Origin of the sequence: Allosphingosinicella sp. (assembly GCF_035626655.1) — a bacterium.
Classification (GTDB): Bacteria; Pseudomonadota; Alphaproteobacteria; order Sphingomonadales; family Sphingomonadaceae; genus Allosphingosinicella.
This window is the reverse complement of the sequence record NZ_DASPNF010000022.1, coordinates 189962-205930: the sequence shown is the minus strand read 5'-3', so window position 1 is coordinate 205930 and position 15969 is coordinate 189962. Positions and strand designations below refer to the sequence as shown.

Sequence of the window (15969 nt, the reverse complement as noted above, 5' to 3'; positions counted from 1 at the left end):
GCCTAGAAGAGAACGGTCAGCTCGTAGAAGCCCCAGGCCATCGCGGCCGAGGCCGGGATGGTCAGGAACCAGGCGACGACGATGTTTCCGGCGACGCCCCAGCGCACCGCCGAGGCGCGCCGCGCTGCGCCGACCCCCATGATCGCGCCGGTGATCGTGTGCGTGGTCGAGACCGGTATGCCTGCTGCGGTCGCGCCGAACAGCATGAAGGCGCCGCCCGTCTCCGCGCAGAAGCCCTGGTGCGGGGTGAGCCGGGTGATCTTGGAGCCCATCGTGTGGACGATCCGCCAGCCGCCCATCAGGGTGCCGAGACCCATGGCCAGCTGGCAGGAGATCACCACCCAGAAGGGGACGGGATCATGGGCGCCGAGCAGGCCCTGCGAGATGAGCAGGGCCATGATGATGCCCATCGTCTTCTGCGCGTCATTGGCACCATGGCCGAGCGAATAGGCGGCGGCCGAGAGCAATTGCATGCGCCGGAAGACGCGGTCCGAGGTGGTCGCCGCCACCGGCTTGAACAGCCAGGAGGTGATGATCACGAGCAGGATCGCCATCAGCATGCCGAAGATCGGGGCGAGGAAGATGAACAGAGCGGTCTTGATCACGCCCCAGGCGACGATCGAGCTGAAGCCCGCGGCCGCCACACCGGCGCCGACGAGGCCGCCGACCAGAGCATGGCTGCTGCTCGACGGGATGCCGAGCCACCAGGTCAGCAGGTTCCAGCTGATCGCGCCCATCAGCGCACCGAAGATCACTGCGGGGGTGACGATGTCGGGATGGATGATCCCCTTGCCGATCGTGGTCGCGACGGCGAGGCCAAAGAAGAGGAAGGAGATGAAGTTGAAGAAGGCGGCCCAGCAGACCGCCAGCGGCGGGCTCAGCACGCGCGTCGACACCACGGTCGCGATCGAGTTGGCGGCGTCGTGCAGGCCGTTCAGGAAGTCGAAGGCGAGCGCGACTGCGATCAGGGCGACGATCGCGAAGGTGTAGCCGTCCATCAGGCGTGATCGATTACGATGCCGGAAATCTCGTCGGCCACGTCCTCGAACGCGTCGAGCACGCGCTCGAGATGCCGGTAGACCTCGCGATTGACGATGAAGTTCATCGGATCCTTCTTCGCGCCGCCGGCGATCAGGGCCCTGAGCCCCTGGTCGTGAAGCACGTCGGCCTTGCCCTCGAGATGGACGATCGCCTCGGTGATCTCGTGCAGCCGCGCGGCATTCTTGCCGATGTTGCGGAGCAGCGGCACGCCTTCGAGGACCAGCTTCGCCGCCTCGCTGCCGACCCGCCCCATCTCCGCCATTTGCGGCTGGAAGCTCGTCACCTCGTAGAGCGTGACCGCCTTGGCGGTCTGCCACATCTCGTCGATCGCATTGTCCATCGCCGAGGTCAGCGCGGTGATCGCGCTGCGGTCGAACGGCGTGATGAACGAGCGGCGGACCGCGACCAGCACGTCGCGGGTGATGTCGTCGGCGGCATTTTCATGAGTCTCGATCGCCTGGCAGGAGGCCGGGATCGGCTCCGACCCGGAGACCATCTTCTCGAGCGCGTCGGCGCCGGCGACCAGGATCTGGGCGTGGCGTTCGAACATATCGAAGAAGCGGTCCTCCCGCGGCATCAGCTTGCGGACCAGTTTCAGCATTCGGTATCCCCAGGAGAATCGGTTGACGCCCAGCACGACGAGCGATGAACGCGGATTGAGCGCCTCTTTGCGACCGTTTAGCGACAGAATTATTACGCTGAGCTCGGGCTCCTCCACGGCCTCGGCCGCGGCCTCGGGCGTAAACCAGCGCAGCTGCCGCTCGCCACGCTCCGGCCAGCTCTTCGCCTGACGGGTCACGAGCATCGGGTGGACGGTGACGAGGGCCGGCACCTCCAGGCCCGAGCGGCGGCGTTTCATGTAGCGATAGCTGCCGATCGCCTCGGGCGAGATGCCGCCTTCGACGCCGGCCTCCTCGAACGCCTCGCGCGCCGCGGTCTCGTAATTCATCATCGATGGAATCGGGTTGCCCTTGGGGATCACCCAGCGCCGGCGTTCCTTCGAGGTGATGAGCAGGATTTCGAGCTTCCCCTCCTCATCGAGCCGATAGGGCAGCGCGGCATATTGGTTGATCAATTCCCGGTTACCCCGCGCACCTTCATTCTCGCTTGTTGACGCATGGAACGCGCAAAGGCCAGATCGGGGCCACAAGGAGTTCGTGTCCATGAAGCTCAGATTCGCGCTGCCGCTGGCGGCGTTTCTCGCCATCCCGCCCCTCGTCGCGCAGCCCGCTTCTGCGCCGGCGGCCTATTCCGCGGAGCAGGCGAAGGCGATCCTCGACAAGACCCAGGAAATCACGCTCGCGCCCGATCTGTCCCGGCTCGGCGCGCAGGAGCGGCAAGCGGTCGCGAAGCTGCTCGAAGCGGGCGCGATCTTCCAGCGGCTCTACGAGGAGCAGAGATATGCCGGCATGCCGCGCGTCCGGCGGCTGCTCGCGCAGGCCCCGGCGGCGCTGCGCCCCGCCTACCTGACCCTCTACCGCCTCTTCCAGGGGCCGATTGCGACCAATCTGGAGAATCGCCGCGAGCCCTTTCTCGCCGTCCCCGATGCGCCGCCGGGCAAGAACGTCTATCCGGCCGATCTGACCAAGGCCGAGATGGACGCCTTTCTCGCCGCCCATCCGGACGCGCGGGCCGGGCTGATGAACCCGCTTTCGGTGGTGCGCCGGGCGGATGCGGCGAGCCTGTCGGCCGACCTTGCGACCCTGCGGGCCAATCCGGTGCTCGATATTCTGCACCCCGGCCTCCGCGCCAACCTGGAGCAGCGGGCGCGGCGGCCGGACCGGCGCCAGCTCTACGCCGTGCCCTATTCAGTGGCCTATGCGCGCGAGATGCTGGTGGCGCACGGCCTGCTCAACGAGGCGGCCGCCCTGCTGGAGCCCAGCGATGCGGAGCTGGCCGGCTATCTCCGCAACCGCGCGCGGGACCTGCTCTCCGACGATTACGAATCGGGCGACGCCGCCTGGGTGACGGCGCGCTTCCGCCGTCTCAACGTCCAGGTCGGCGCCTATGAGACCTATGACGACGAGCTCTACGGCACCCGCGCCTTCTATTCGCTGAGCCTGCTGCTGGTCCGCGCGGAGGAGACGGCGGCGATCCGGCGCGGCATGCAGGGCTTGCAGGCGGTCGAGGACGCCCTGCCCTACGACCGGCACAAGAAGGTCCGCGAGGACATCCCGGTCGGCGCCTATGACGTGATCGCCGACTTCGGCCAGTCCCGCGGCGGCAACACCGCCTCGATCCTGCCCAATGACGCGCTGCACGCGCGCCGCTACGGCCGCACCATCCTGCTGCGCGCCAACATCATGCGCTCGCCGGAAATATTTTCCGCCGGCAATGCGGCCTGGCGGGCGGCCGTGGCGCCTGGGCATGCGGCCGACCTCACTGCGGACAGCACCTTCCACCGCACGCTCTGGCACGAGGTCGGCCATTATCTCGGCGTCGACCGGACCGCCGACGGCCGCGACCTGGACGCCGCGCTCGGCGCGAACGGCAATCTGCTTGAGGAGATGAAGGCCGACCTTGTCTCCCTGTTCGCCGGCGAGGAGCTGAGGCGCCGCGGCTACTTCACCGAGGCGGGCCTGCGCTCCCATTATGCGAGCGGCATCTTCCGCACGCTGCAGAACGTCCGGCCCCGCCGCGAGCAGCCCTACCAGACCATGCAGCTCATGCAGATGAACTGGTTCCTGGAAAATGGGGTCCTGCGCTTCGATCCGGCGAGCCAGCGCCTCTCGATCGACTATGGCCGCTATCGCGAAGCGGTCACCGGCCTGCTGCGCGAGGTGCTGGCGCTCCAGGACCGGGGCGACAGCGCGGCGGCCGACGCCTTCATCGCCCGCTGGAGCCGGTGGGACGATAATCTTCACGGCCGCATCGCCGCCAACATGCGCTCCCAGCAGCGCTATCGCTATCGCCTGTTCCTGTATCAGGCGCTCGACGGCGCGGGCGCGCGCGGCTAGTCAAAGGCCAGCTGTCCGGGAGGAAATTCATGCGTCTGAAGTTGCTTGCCGCCTCGCTCGCCGTCCTGCCGCTCGCCGCCGCCGGCGCCCAGGAGGGGAGCGCTCCGCCCACCGTCCCGAAGCCCGCCGCGCTGACCGCCGACGGTATTCCGGCAGTGCCGCTGGAGCTGGCGCAGCGCACCCGGCCCTATATGGAGTTCCGCACCGCCGGCTTTGCGGGCTGGAACGCGCGTGATCGCTCGATCCTGATCACCACACGCTTCGGCGACACCAGCCAGCTCCACCGCGTGGCAGTGCCGATGGGCGACCGCCAGCAGATCAGCTTCGAGGCCGAGCCGACCGGCGGCCGGTGGTCGCCGACCGGGGACGTGCTCGTCGCCACCCGCGACACGGGCGGTAGCGAATTCTTCCAGCTCTACACTCTCGCCGGCGGACGGCTGACCCTGTTGACCGACGGGCGCAGCCGCAACGGGTACAATGCCTTCAGCCATGACGGGCGCTGGATCGCCTATACCTCGACCCGGCGAAACGGCACCGATTCCGACATCTATGTGATGGACCCGCGCGATCCCTCGACCAACCGGATGGTCGCGCAGGTCCAGGGCGGCGGCTGGGGCGTCGCCGACTTCGCCTTCGACGGCCAAAGGGCGGCGGTGATCCACTATATCTCGATCACCAAGTCGAACCCCTACATGCTGGATCTCGCCTCGGGGCGGATGACGCCGATCGGCGACCATGCTCGCGACATTTCCTATGGCGGCGCCGAATTCGCGCCGGACGGGACGCTCTGGGTCACCTCCGACGAGGGCTCGGACTTCCAGCGGCTCGGCCGGCTCGACCCGGCCAGCGGCAGGTTCACGCCGGTGGTGACGAACATCAACTGGGACGTCGAGAATTTCGACGTCTCCGAGGATGGACGGACGATCGCCTTCGTCACCAACGAGGCCGGAAGCAGCCGGCTCAGGCTGCTCGACACGCGCACCGGCGCGGCCCGGCTGGTCAACCTGCCCGCGGGCACGATCGGCGGCCTGCAGATCGCGCCCTGGGGCGCGGTCGGCTTCAGCCTGAGCTCGGCGCGGAGCCCGTCGGACGTCTATTCGGTCGATCCGCAGACGCTCGCGGTGACGCGCTGGACGCGGAGCGAGACGGGCGGCCTCGACGCCTCGGCCAATGTCGAGCCGGAACTGGTCGAGACCCGGAGCTTCGACGGCGAGCGCATCTCGGGCTTCCTCTACCGGCCCGACGCCCGCCGCTTCCCCGGGCGGCGGCCGCTGCTCGTCAACATCCATGGCGGGCCGGAGGGCCAGTCCCGCCCCGGTTTCCTCGGCCGCAACAACTATCTCATCAACGAGCTCGGCATCGCCATCTTCTATCCGAACGTCCGCGGCTCGACCGGCTTCGGCAAGCGCTTCGTCAGCCTCGACAACGGGCCGGCGCTGCGTGAGAACAGCGTCCGCGACATCGGCGCCTTCCTCGACCGGCTGCAGGACGATCCGGCGCTCGACCGGGCCCGCTTCGCGGTCACCGGCGGCTCCTATGGCGGCTATATGTGCTACGCCTCGGCGATCCGCTTCGGCGACCGGCTGCGCGCCGCCAATTGCGTCGTCGCCATCTCCAATTTCGTGACCTTCCTGGAGAATACCCAGAGCTATCGCCGCGACCTGCGGCGCGTCGAATATGGCGACGAGCGCGACGCGGCGCAGCGCGCGCAGCTGACCGCGATCAGCCCGCTCACCCGGGTGTCGGAGCTGCGCATTCCCTTGATGGTCGTCACCGGCGCCAACGATCCGCGCGTGCCGCAGTCCGAGGCCGACCAGATGGTCGCCGCGGTCCGCAATGCGGGGCGCCCGGCCTGGCACCTGATCGGCCAGAATGAGGGGCACGGCTTCGCCAAGAAGGAGAATCAGGACTATAATTTCTGGGTGAACCTGATGTTCTGGCAGGCGAACCTGCTCGGCGGAGCGCAAAGCTAGCGAAAAAAGGGAGGGGTTATGGCGACATCGACGATCGACGGCACTGTCGAGGAGGCGGTCCTGCGTCGCCGGCGGCCGAAGATGAGCGTCTATGACCGGATCCTGTTCCGGCTCGACGACGGCTCCACCAGGACCTGGGCCAAGGCCGTGGTGATGAACGATGTCGCGGACCTGCTGACCCCCGGCACGCGCGGCCGCTTCTATACCTTCTCCGCGATCGACCATCGCGGGATCAGCGGCGTCCGGACGGACGACGGGCGGGAGGCTTTCGGCTTCGGCCGGGTCAACGAATATGCCGGCCTTGGCGTCTTCATTTCGATGACGCTTCTCGTCATCCTCCAGATGAGTCTGCTCGACGGGGTCTCGGTCTGGGCGCTCGTGCTGGCGGTCCTCGGCCTGCCGCTGTTCCTGCTCTATCGGCAGACCAGGCTCGACGCCGAAAAAGCGTTCAAGGCCGATGCCGGCTTCCGGCCGGCGGCCCGGGCGGCCTGATGACGACCTATGTCTACCGCGACGCCGCCGGGCTCGCGGAGACGGCGCGCTGGGCGCTCTATGCGGACAGCCTGGTCTGCGCCGCGGCGGTGGCCATCGCGCTGGTCCAGGGACCCTGGGCCCTGCTCTACGGCGATCTCGCCGCGGCCTTCGGCATCGTCCAGCTCGTCACCGCGGTCGGCTCGCTGATCCTGTTCCTGCTCTGGTTCTACCGGGCCAACGCCAATGTCCGGGCGATGGGCGCGGACGGGCTGACGGGCTCGCCGGGGCTCTCGGTCGCCTGGTTCTTCATTCCGATCGTCTTCCTGTTCATGCCCTTCGTGGTGATGCGCGACACCTGGAAGGCGAGCGCCTCGCCGCGGGACTGGCAGGGCCAGCCGACCGCGCCCCTGATCGGCTTCTGGTGGGCGGCGATGCTGGCCACGCACCTTGCCGCCTCCTTCTCCTTCCGGCTCTGGCTCAGCGGCGATTATGACGTGGTGGAGGCGGTGGGGGTGCTGGACCTGATCTCCAACGGCGCCGGCATCCTGGCCAATTTGCTCAGCGTCGCATTGATGATGCGGATCCAGAGGCTGCAGGTGAGCCCCGCCCATCTGAGCGAGACGTTCCGCTAGCTCAGGTCAGCCGGCGCGCGGTCCAGGCGCCGCCTTCGTCCGCGATCGAGGCGTCGCCGACGATGCCGGCGAAGGCCCGCCCGCCCGCGGTGAAGCCGAGCCGGGTGCCGCGCAGCACCGGCCGCTCGAGGGCGAGCGCGCCGGATGGGCCGGTCAGCGTGCCGCTCACCTCCTGGAAGCGCTGCTCGATCTCCAGCGTCCAGCTGGCGCCGTTCGCCTCGGTCAGCGTCCAGCTGCCGCCGGCGACGGCGGGGACGATCCAGAGGAAGATGCGCCTTCCCTCCAGCTCCTCCTGCGCCTCGGGCCGCCAGTCGCCCATGTGGAAGGCGTGGCTGACGACGCGGCTGCCGGGGCGGAGCTCGGTCAGCAGGCGCGGGCGCAATTCGAGGTTGATGCGCGGCAGCAGATAGAGGGTGATCACGCTCGCCTCATAGATCGGCGTGCGGAACAGATCCTGCCGGCGGAAGACGACGCGGCTCTCCATCTGCGCGAAGCGGGCGGCGTTGACCGCCTCCTGGATGCGCACCGGATCGATGTCGACGCCGAGCGCGCGGGCGCCCCGGCGCGCCGCCGCAAGCGCGATCCGGCCGTCGCCGCAGCCGAGGTCGATCAGATAGTCGGACGCGGTGACCCCGGCGAGATCGAGCATCTTCTCGACCAGCTCCGCCGGGGTCGGGACATAGGGGACGTCATATTCCGGCTCGGCTGCCGCGCTGAGCAGGGGCAGGGCCGCCGTGGCGGCGAGCAGCTGGCGGCGGTTGAGGTCCATCCGGGCCAGCATAGCTTGCATCGGCCCGCCGCCAAGGCCATTTGCGGTCCATGGCCAGTGCTCCCGCCTCCGCGCCCCCGCTTCGGGCGACGATCATCCCGGTGACGCCGCTGCAGCAGAATTGCTGCCTGATCTGGTGCACGAAGACCATGCGCGGGGCGTTCACGGACCCGGGCGGCGACCTCCACCGGCTGAAGGCCGCGGCCGTCCAGCATGGCGTCACGGTCGAGAAGATCCTGCTCACCCACGGCCATATCGATCATTGCGGCTCGGCCAAGATCCTCGCCGAGGAGCTGGGCGTGAAGATCGAGGGGCCGCACGAGGACGACCGCTTCTGGATCGCGCGGCTCGAGGATGACGGGCGCAATTACGGGATCACCGGCAAGAGCTTCGAGAGCGACCGCTGGCTGGTCAACGGCGACAGCGTGACGGTCGGCGAGCTGGTGCTCGATGTCTACCATTGCCCCGGTCACACGCCCGGCCATGTCGTCTTCCACCATCCGGCCTCGAAGCTGGCGATCGTCGGCGACGTGCTGTTCCAGGGCTCGATCGGCCGCACCGACTTCCCGATGGGCAATCACCAGGACCTGCTCGATGCGATCACCGGCCGGCTCTGGCCGCTCGGCGACGACACCCATTTCGTCCCGGGCCACGGGCCGATGAGCACGTTCGGGCACGAGCGGCAGACCAACCCGTTCGTCGCCGACCGGGTGCTGGCGCGCGCCTGACGCGCGGTCAGCGACCGGCTTCGAACAGGGACGGGCTGGTATAAGCGAGGTAGATGGCGAAGGCGCCGAGCCCGAGCAGGACGAGCCAGCTCAGGGCGATGCCGGCGACGCGCAGCAGGTTCGCGCCGGGCCGGTCCATGCCGAAGGCATGGGCGATGCGGGCGAGGACGAAGACGATACCCGCCGCCCAGAGCCAGACGCTCTTGCCGACGGCCAGCTCGACGAAGCCGAGCAGCACCAAAAAGATCGGCATGTTCTCGGCGAAATTGGCATGCGCGCGCATCCGCCGGAGCAGCACCTCGTTGCCGCCGTCGCCGATCCCGATCTTCAGCGGCCGGCGCAGCCGCGAGACGCGGAGGCTCAGCCAGACGTGCAGCAGCGCGGCGGCGCCGGCGATGGTGAGCGTGATCGGCAGGATGATCGGTATCATGGATATTCCCCTCGCTGGCCTCCTCCGTAACATGCGCCGCCATGCTTGCAACCGCGGGCCAAATCGCTATAGGCGGCACCCTTCATGCGAGAGCTTCAGGCCGCGAGGCCAGCGGCCGGACCGGCCGTTGACCAAAGACCCGGCGCTCGCCACATCACTTTCGCCAGACCCTTTTGAACGAGAACAGGTGCCACGATGGCCGTCCCCAAGAGAAAAACCTCGCCCTCCAAGCGCAACATGCGGCGCAGCCACGATTCGCTGAAGGCGACGGGCTATCAGGAATGCCCGAATTGCGGCGAGCTCCGCCTGCCGCACAACCTCTGCCCGAGCTGCGGTCACTATAAGGGGCGTGAAATCCTCAAGACCGAGGCGTAAGGGAAAGCCGACGGCTGAACGGAGAACCGCGTTGGGACAGGGCCCACGGATCGCAATCGACGCGATGGGTGGCGATTCGGGTCCGGAAGTGACGGTGGCGGGTGCCGCCATCGCCTGGCAACGCCGCGACGATCTCCATTTCCTGCTGTTCGGCCATGAGGACGCGATCCGCGCCGAGCTGGTCAAGCATGACGGGCTCGAGGCGGTGGCCTCGATCGTCCATTGCGACGACGTCATCTCGGGCGACGAAAAGCCGAGCCAGGCCATCCGCCGCGCCAAATCCTCCTCCATGGGCCGCGCCATCGCGGCGGTGAAGGAGGGCGAGGCGCAGGCCGCGCTCTCCTGCGGCAATACCGGCGCCTTGATGGCGATGTCCAAGATCGCGCTCCGCACGATGCCCGGCATCGACCGGCCCGCGCTCGCGGCCCTGCTGCCGACGCTCGGCGCCAATGACTGCGTGATGCTCGATCTCGGCGCCAATACCGAGTGCGACACCAACAACCTCGTCCAGTTCGCGGTGATGGGCGCCGCCTATGCGCGGGTCGTGCTCGAGCTGGAGCGGCCGCGCGTGCAGCTGCTCAACATCGGCACCGAGGAGCTGAAGGGCACGGACGAGCTGAAGGACGCCGCCGCGATCCTGCGCGGCTCGCAGCATCTGCACATGCGCTTCGACGGCTATATCGAGGGCGACAAGCTCTCCCGCGGCAATACCGACGTGATCGTCACCGACGGCTTTTCCGGCAACATTGCGCTCAAGTCGCTCGAAGGGACGGCGCGCTTCGTCACCGATCTGCTGCGGCGCGCCTTCACCAGCTCGGCCCGCTCCAAGCTCGGCTTCCTGATCTCGCGGCCCGCGACGGAGCTGCTGCGCCATCATCTCGATCCGAACAATCACAACGGCGCCGTCTTCCTCGGCCTCAACGGCCTGGTCGTGAAGAGCCATGGCAGCGCCAGCGACAAGGGCGTCGCCAATGCCATCCGGGTCGCCGCGCGGATGGTGCGCGAGGATCTCACCCGCAAGATCACCGAGGATCTCGCCAACATCTCCGCCCAGAACGCCCAGCTCGCCGCCGCCAAATGACCCGTCGCTCGATCATTGCCGGTACCGGCGCCGCCTTGCCCGCGCGCAGCGTGTCCAATAACGAGCTGGCTGCCTGGAAGAATATCGACACGACCGACGAGTGGATCGTCGAGCGGACCGGCATCCGCAACCGCCACATCGCCGGCGAGGGCGAGACCACGGCTACGCTCGCCGCCGACGCCGCGCGTCGGGCGCTGGCCGCCGCCGGGGTCGCAGCCGACCGGATCGGGCTGATCGTGCTGGCCACCGCCACGCCCGACCAGACCTTCCCCGCCACCGCGACGATCGTCCAGACGATGCTCGGCATCGACGACTGCATCGCCTTCGACGTGGCCGCGGTCTGCACCGGCTTCCTCTATGCGCTCTCGGTCGCGGACAATATGCTGAAGGGCGGCATGGCCGACCATGCCCTGGTGATCGGCGCCGAGACGTTCAGCCGCATCCTCGACTGGGAGGACCGCACGACCTGCGTCCTGTTCGGAGACGGCGCCGGCGCGGTGGTGCTGACGGCCGAGGAGGGCGATCCGGATTCCGGGATCCTGGCGAGCCGCCTGCACGCCGACGGGCGCCATAACGATCTGCTCTATGTGACCGGCGGCCCGTCGACGACCCAGACCGTGGGCACGGTGCGGATGAAGGGCAAGGAGGTGTTCCGGCACGCGGTCGTGAACCTGGCGGGGGTGATGCACGAAGTGCTGGACGCTGCCGGGCACGAGCCCGGGGATGTCGACTGGGTGGTGCCGCACCAGGCCAACAAGCGCATTCTCGACGCGACCGCGAAGAAGCTCGGCCTGGCGCCGGAAAAGGTGATCGTCACCGTCGACCGCCACGCCAACACCTCTGCCGCCTCGGTTCCGCTCGCGCTCGACACGGCAGTGCGCGACGGACGGATCCGTAGGGGCGACCTGCTCGTGCTCGAGGCGATGGGCGGGGGCTTCACCTGGGGCGCCGCGGTGGTTCGTTACTAGCGCGTTCCGACCGGTGCCGAATTTGCGGAAAAGTCACGTTGCTAAGAGAGGCAAGCTGTTCTAATGTTGCGGTTTGAAGTCCTAGGGGGAATGTTTCGATGGCCGATCTGGGCGCAGCCAGGAAACCGTCCGTGGGTACGCTGACCCGCGCGGACCTCGCCGATATCGTGCATCGCGAGATCGGCCTGTCCCGCGCCGAATCGGCCGGGATCGTCGAGGGCATCCTGCATCATATGTGCGCCGCTCTGGCCGACGGCCAGAACGTCAAGATTTCGGGCTTCGGCAGCTTCATCCTGCGCGACAAGGGCGAGCGGATCGGCCGCAATCCGAAGACGGGCGTCGAGGTGCCGATCGCGCCCCGCCGCGTCCTCACCTTCCGCGCCAGCCAGATCATGCGCGAGCGGATTGCCCGCACGAGCTGATATGCCGGAACCGGTCCGCAAGAGCGAGCACGCTTTCCGGACGATCGGCGAACTCGCCAGCGACCTCGGGGTCCCGCAGCACATCCTGCGCTATTGGGAGACGCGCTTCCCGCAGCTGCGGCCGCTGCAGCGGGCCGGCAACCGGCGCTATTACCGGCCGGACGACGTCGCGCTCGCGCGGCGGATCCACCGGCTGCTCAACCAGGACGGCTATACGATCCGCGGCGTCCAGCAATTGCTGAAGGCCGGCGGCGCGGCGCCCTCGGAAGCGGAGGGCGAGCGGACCCCCCTTGCATCCGCGGCGATTTCGACCGATCATTCCACCCCCTTCCCTGCGGCCGCGCTGCGCGCACTGAGGCAGACGCTGGCCGACGCTTTGGAGGAGACGGCCCTGTGACCAAGCGCTTGACCCTGCTTTCGCTCGCCGCCCTGGGCGGCGCCACCCTTCTCGCCGCGGCGCCCGCGGCGGGCACGTCGCGCGAGCTGCGCGAGATGCGCTGCGACATGCTCGAGCAGCAACGCGGCCGGATGGTCACGATCGAGGCGCCGGACCTGCACGTCCTCGAGCAGACGGCCGGCGGCCGCGCCTTCGCGCCCGCCATCCCGCAAGGCATTGCCGCGATTTCCTGCGGCCGCACCAGCGTCGTCCCGGCCGCCTGGGACGACCGGGTGATCCACCTCGGCCTGCCGTTGTTCATCGCGGCGGGCAGCCAGCTCGGCGTGCTCGAGATCGACAATGGCCGCTACCGGTTTCGCTTCCTCCATGGCCAGGCGCGACCGGAGGAGCAGGCGCAGATTGACGAGCGGCTGCAGCTCTTCCAGTCGCGCTTCGACGCCGCCCAGCGCCAGCAATAAAGGCGGCTAGTCCCCGGGCCCCAGGCCCTCGGCCAGCTCGCGCGGGCGGATGAAGCGCGCGAGCCGGCCCTCGCCGGGCGCGACGTCGCGCCAATGCGCGGCGTCGAAGCCGATCTCGGCGAGCGCGCCCGTCGGATATTTGACCGCGATCTGGTCGTGCAGCGCGCCGCCGCCGGAGAGCAGCAAGGCAAGCTGCTCCATCCCCGGATTGTGGCCGACCAGGAGCAGCCGCTCGACCTCGTCGTCGGCGTCGCGGACCAGGGCCAGCAGCGTCTCGACCGGCGCCAGATAGATAGTCTCGTCGAAATGGGTGGCGACCGCGCCGCCATAGCCCTGCGCCAGCTCGGTCAGGGTCTCGGTGACCCGGACGGCCGGCGAGGCCAGGATCAGGTCGTAGCCGAGGCCGAGGCGGCGCATCTCCCGGCCCATGGCCCGCGCCGCCTTGTGGCCTCGCGCGTTTAGCGGCCGGTCGAAATCGCGCGCGACCGGCGCGTCCCAGCCGGACTTGGCGTGGCGCAGCAAGGTCAGCGTCTTCATCCCGCCCCGTCGATCCTCTCGCGCTCATCATGCACGGCGCCGGTTCCGGATGCCAGCCGCTCGCGCACCCGGTCTATGGCCCCGTCGAGCGGCACGCGCGAGACGCGCACGCCGGGCGGGAAGCCGTCGAGCAGGCGGGTGGGGGTGGCGGCCGAGAGCAGGACGAACATGCCGCGGTCGCCGGCGCGGCGGATCAGACGGCCGAAGGCCTGGGCGAGGCGGGCGCGTACGACGCGGTCGTCATAGCTTGTGCCGCCGCCGGCCGCCTTGCGCGCCGCATGGAGCACGGTCGGCCGCGGCCAGGGCACGCCTTCCATCACGACCAGGCGCAGCGAATGGCCGGGCACGTCGACCCCGTCCCTGAGCGCATCGGTGCCGAGGAGGGAGGCGTGGGGATCGTCGCGGAAAATGTCGATGAGTGTGCCGGTATCGATCGGGTCGACATGCTGGGCGTAGAGCGGGAGCCCGGCGCGGGCGAGGCGGTCGGCGATCCGGGCATGGACGGCCTTCAGGCGCTGGATGGCGGTGAACAGGCCCAGAGTGCCGCCGTCCGCGGCCTCGATCAGCCGGGAATAGGCGCCGGCCAGGGCGGCGAGATCGCCGCGCTTCACGTCGGTGACGATCAGCACCTCGCTGTTGGCGGCATAATCGAACGGGCTGGCGGCCTCGAAGCGCGCGGCCGGGCCGCCGAGATGCAGGGCGCCGGTCCGGGCCTCGGCGATCGGCCAGTCGGCACCCGCACGCAAGGTGGCCGAGGTGACGAGCACCCCGTGCGCGGGCTTCAGCACCGACTCGGCGAAGGGGCGGGTCGGGTCGAGCCAGTGGCGGTGCAGGCCGACATCATATTCGCGCCCCTCGACCCGGTCGACGGCGAGCCAGTCGACGAAGTCGGCATCGGCGGGGCCGCCGATCCGCGCGGCGAGCGCGATCCAGGCCTGGAGGGTCTGCGTCCGCCAGCCGAGCCCGCCGATCGCGCCCTCGACGCGGGCGCGGGCCTGCGCGTCGAGCCAGTCCGGCGCATCCTCGAGCACCGCCTCCAGCCTTTTGCCGAGCGCGACAAGGGGCCGGACCAATTGCTCCAGCGCCTGGACGGCGGGCGCGGCCGCCTCGACCAGGGCCGGATCGGGCTCGGCCAGCTCGGTCTCGAGGCCGTAGCCCGCATCCTGCGCCGTGGCCCGGGCGTAGACGGTGGAGCGCACCGCGGCGAGCAGGGCCTCGACCGGGCCGAAGGCCGCGCCCTCGGCGATCCGGCCAAGCCAGCCGTCGCCCGGCAGCGCGCCCGCATGCTGGATCGCGCCGTCCAGCGCCAGCGCCCCCGCCTCGTCATAGGAGGCGACGTCCATCAGCCGGGCGGCGAGGCCGCGCCGCCGGCCGCGGGTGCGGCCCTCGGGCCCGACGATCCAGCGCCGCAATTCGATCGCCTCCTGGCCGGTGAAGGCGGCGGCGAAGGTCGAATCGGCGGCGTCGAACAGATGATGACCCTCGTCGAAGACGATCCGGGTCGGCGCCCGGCCTTCCTCCCGGCCGCGCGCGGCATTGACCATGACCAGGGCATGATTGGCGATGACGAGATCGGCATGCTGGCTGGCGCGGGCGGCGCGTTCGATGAAGCAGCGCCGGTAATGCGGGCAGCCCGCATAGACGCATTCGCCGCGCCGGTCGGTGAGCGCGGTCGCGCCGGCGCGGCGGAACAGGCTGGTCAGCCAGCCCGGCAGGTCGCCGCCGACCATGTCACCGTCGCGCGTCCAGGCGGCCCAGCGCGCGGCGAGCTGGGCAAGGATTGCGGCGCGGCCGGCAAAGCCGCCCTGCAGCGCATCCTCCAGGTTGAGCAGACAGAGATAGTTTTCCCGGCCCTTGCGGATCACGATTCGCTGCCGGCGCTCGGCGGCGTCGGGGAAGAGGCGCTCGCCTTCGCGGTCGAGCTGGCGTTGCAGCGCCTTGGTATAGGTCGAGATCCAGACCGCCCCGTCCGCCTGCTCGGCCCAGAGCGAGGCCGGGGCGAGATAGCCCAGGGTCTTGCCGATCCCGGTCCCCGCCTCGGCGAGCAGCAGATTCGGCTGGTCCTCGACCCGGCGCGGATCGAAGATTACGGCGGCGGCCGCGGCATAGTCGCGCTGGCCGTCGCGGACCTCGGCATCCGTGCCGACCAGATCCTCGAGCCTCAGCGCGGTGTCGGCGAGGTCGAGCCGGACGGGGCGCGGCTGCGGGCGCGGGGCGCTGTCCTCCCATTCGGGGAGGCGGGAGAAGAGCCAGCGTTCCTCACGCTCCGGCCGCTGCAGGCGGTCAGCGACCGCGCCCGCCCAGGTCCAGCGCAGCCGGTGGAGCGCCTGCGCCGAGGCCCAGGCGCCCTCGCGCTCGGGCCAGTCGCCGCCGAGCGTGTCGAGCAGGGTGGACGCCGCGTCGCGCAGGAAGGTCGCCGCCGCCTCGTCACTCTCCGGCTCCGGGAGGCCGAGCGCCCGCGCCATGCCGTGGGGCGTCGGCACTGCGAAGCGCGCCGGATGGACGAAGGCGAAGAGCTCGAGCAGGTCGAGGCCGTTGAGATCGGGATAGCCGAGCCGGTTGCCGACGAGCGGCGCGTTCAGCATGATCATCGGCGTTTCGGCCGCCCGCGCGATCGCTTCGCCGCGTCCCGTCGCCTCCACCTTTCCGTCCGGCCAGGCGATCCAGATGCCGCCATGGGTTGCGTGCAGCGCGGGATAGGGCAAAGAGGCCGCCATCCCGCAGCCA

The 15969-nt window shown here is 69.5% G+C and carries 17 protein-coding genes; 11 read left to right on the top strand and 6 right to left on the bottom strand.

The genetic code is table 11. The features are described from left to right. Window positions 1-2: 2 nt before the first annotated feature. Window positions 3-998, bottom strand: a complete 996-nt coding sequence (locus VEC11_RS17890) for an anion permease (RefSeq protein ID WP_464135481.1) — start codon at window positions 996-998, stop codon at window positions 3-5. Then, window positions 998-2116, bottom strand: a complete 1119-nt coding sequence (locus VEC11_RS17885) for a DUF47 family protein (protein ID WP_464135478.1) — start codon at window positions 2114-2116, stop codon at window positions 998-1000. The genes VEC11_RS17890 and VEC11_RS17885 overlap by 1 nt, the downstream gene beginning before the upstream one ends. A gap of 88 nt (window positions 2117-2204) precedes the next feature. Here VEC11_RS17885 and VEC11_RS17880 point away from each other — a divergent pair, with 88 nt between their 5' ends. Genes VEC11_RS17880 through VEC11_RS17865 form a run of 4 tightly spaced genes read left to right on the top strand, consistent with a single transcriptional unit; the run spans window position 2205 to window position 7077 of the window. Continuing rightward, window positions 2205-3998: a hypothetical protein gene (locus tag VEC11_RS17880; protein ID WP_464135476.1), complete on the top strand. Its 1794-nt coding sequence runs from the start codon at window positions 2205-2207 to the stop codon at window positions 3996-3998. Window positions 3999-4027: 29 nt separating this feature from the next. Then, complete coding sequence (locus VEC11_RS17875; RefSeq protein ID WP_464135473.1) at window positions 4028-5971, top strand: S9 family peptidase; 1944 nt, start codon at window positions 4028-4030, stop codon at window positions 5969-5971. Window positions 5972-5989: 18 nt separating this feature from the next. Further along, on the top strand, window positions 5990-6463 hold the full coding sequence (locus VEC11_RS17870) for a hypothetical protein (protein ID WP_464135470.1): 474 nt from the start codon (window positions 5990-5992) through the stop codon (window positions 6461-6463). After that, window positions 6463-7077: a DUF4328 domain-containing protein gene (locus tag VEC11_RS17865; protein ID WP_464135468.1), complete on the top strand. Its 615-nt coding sequence runs from the start codon at window positions 6463-6465 to the stop codon at window positions 7075-7077. Before VEC11_RS17870 ends, VEC11_RS17865 begins: the two co-directional genes overlap by 1 nt. Window position 7078: 1 nt before the next feature. Here VEC11_RS17865 and VEC11_RS17860 read toward each other — a convergent pair whose 3' ends face one another. After that, a complete protein-coding gene (locus VEC11_RS17860; protein WP_464135466.1) occupies window positions 7079-7846 on the bottom strand; it encodes a class I SAM-dependent methyltransferase in 768 nt (255 codons plus the stop codon). 50 nt (window positions 7847-7896) lie between these two features. Between VEC11_RS17860 and VEC11_RS17855 the strand changes: the two genes are divergently transcribed. After that, window positions 7897-8574, top strand: coding sequence for an MBL fold metallo-hydrolase (locus VEC11_RS17855; RefSeq protein ID WP_464135464.1), 678 nt, complete (start codon window positions 7897-7899; stop codon window positions 8572-8574). Window positions 8575-8581: 7 nt separating this feature from the next. On the opposite strand, the gene VEC11_RS17850 is transcribed toward VEC11_RS17855, so the two are convergent. Continuing rightward, the gene (locus VEC11_RS17850) at window positions 8582-8995 is read right to left on the bottom strand and encodes an MAPEG family protein (protein WP_464135581.1); all 414 of its coding nucleotides are present in this window, start codon (window positions 8993-8995) and stop codon (window positions 8582-8584) included. Window positions 8996-9199: 204 nt separating this feature from the next. Between VEC11_RS17850 and rpmF the strand changes: the two genes are divergently transcribed. From rpmF to VEC11_RS17820, 6 genes are all read left to right on the top strand, one after another. Beyond that, window positions 9200-9379, top strand: coding sequence for a 50S ribosomal protein L32 (rpmF, locus tag VEC11_RS17845; RefSeq protein WP_395611694.1), 180 nt, complete (start codon window positions 9200-9202; stop codon window positions 9377-9379). Between the two features lie 31 nt (window positions 9380-9410). Next, entirely contained in the window at window positions 9411-10460 is a 1050-nt protein-coding gene (plsX, locus tag VEC11_RS17840) for a phosphate acyltransferase PlsX (protein ID WP_464135458.1), read from the top strand. Next, window positions 10457-11428: a beta-ketoacyl-ACP synthase III gene (locus VEC11_RS17835; protein WP_464135455.1), complete on the top strand. Its 972-nt coding sequence runs from the start codon at window positions 10457-10459 to the stop codon at window positions 11426-11428. The genes plsX and VEC11_RS17835 overlap by 4 nt, the downstream gene beginning before the upstream one ends. Before the next feature lie 98 nt (window positions 11429-11526). After that, the gene (locus VEC11_RS17830; RefSeq protein ID WP_464135451.1) at window positions 11527-11850 is read left to right on the top strand and encodes an integration host factor subunit alpha; all 324 of its coding nucleotides are present in this window, start codon (window positions 11527-11529) and stop codon (window positions 11848-11850) included. 1 nt (window position 11851) lies between these two features. Continuing rightward, the gene (locus tag VEC11_RS17825; protein ID WP_464135448.1) at window positions 11852-12247 is read left to right on the top strand and encodes a MerR family transcriptional regulator; all 396 of its coding nucleotides are present in this window, start codon (window positions 11852-11854) and stop codon (window positions 12245-12247) included. Next, window positions 12244-12705, top strand: a complete 462-nt coding sequence (locus tag VEC11_RS17820) for a hypothetical protein (RefSeq protein WP_464135446.1) — start codon at window positions 12244-12246, stop codon at window positions 12703-12705. Before VEC11_RS17825 ends, VEC11_RS17820 begins: the two co-directional genes overlap by 4 nt. Window positions 12706-12711: 6 nt before the next feature. Here the strand turns inward: VEC11_RS17820 and VEC11_RS17815 are convergent, their stop codons facing one another. Further along, window positions 12712-13242: a SixA phosphatase family protein gene (locus VEC11_RS17815; protein WP_464135444.1), complete on the bottom strand. Its 531-nt coding sequence runs from the start codon at window positions 13240-13242 to the stop codon at window positions 12712-12714. Then, window positions 13239-15959, bottom strand: coding sequence for an ATP-dependent DNA helicase (locus VEC11_RS17810; RefSeq protein ID WP_464135441.1), 2721 nt, complete (start codon window positions 15957-15959; stop codon window positions 13239-13241). The genes VEC11_RS17815 and VEC11_RS17810 overlap by 4 nt, the downstream gene beginning before the upstream one ends. Window positions 15960-15969: the final 10 nt, after the last annotated feature.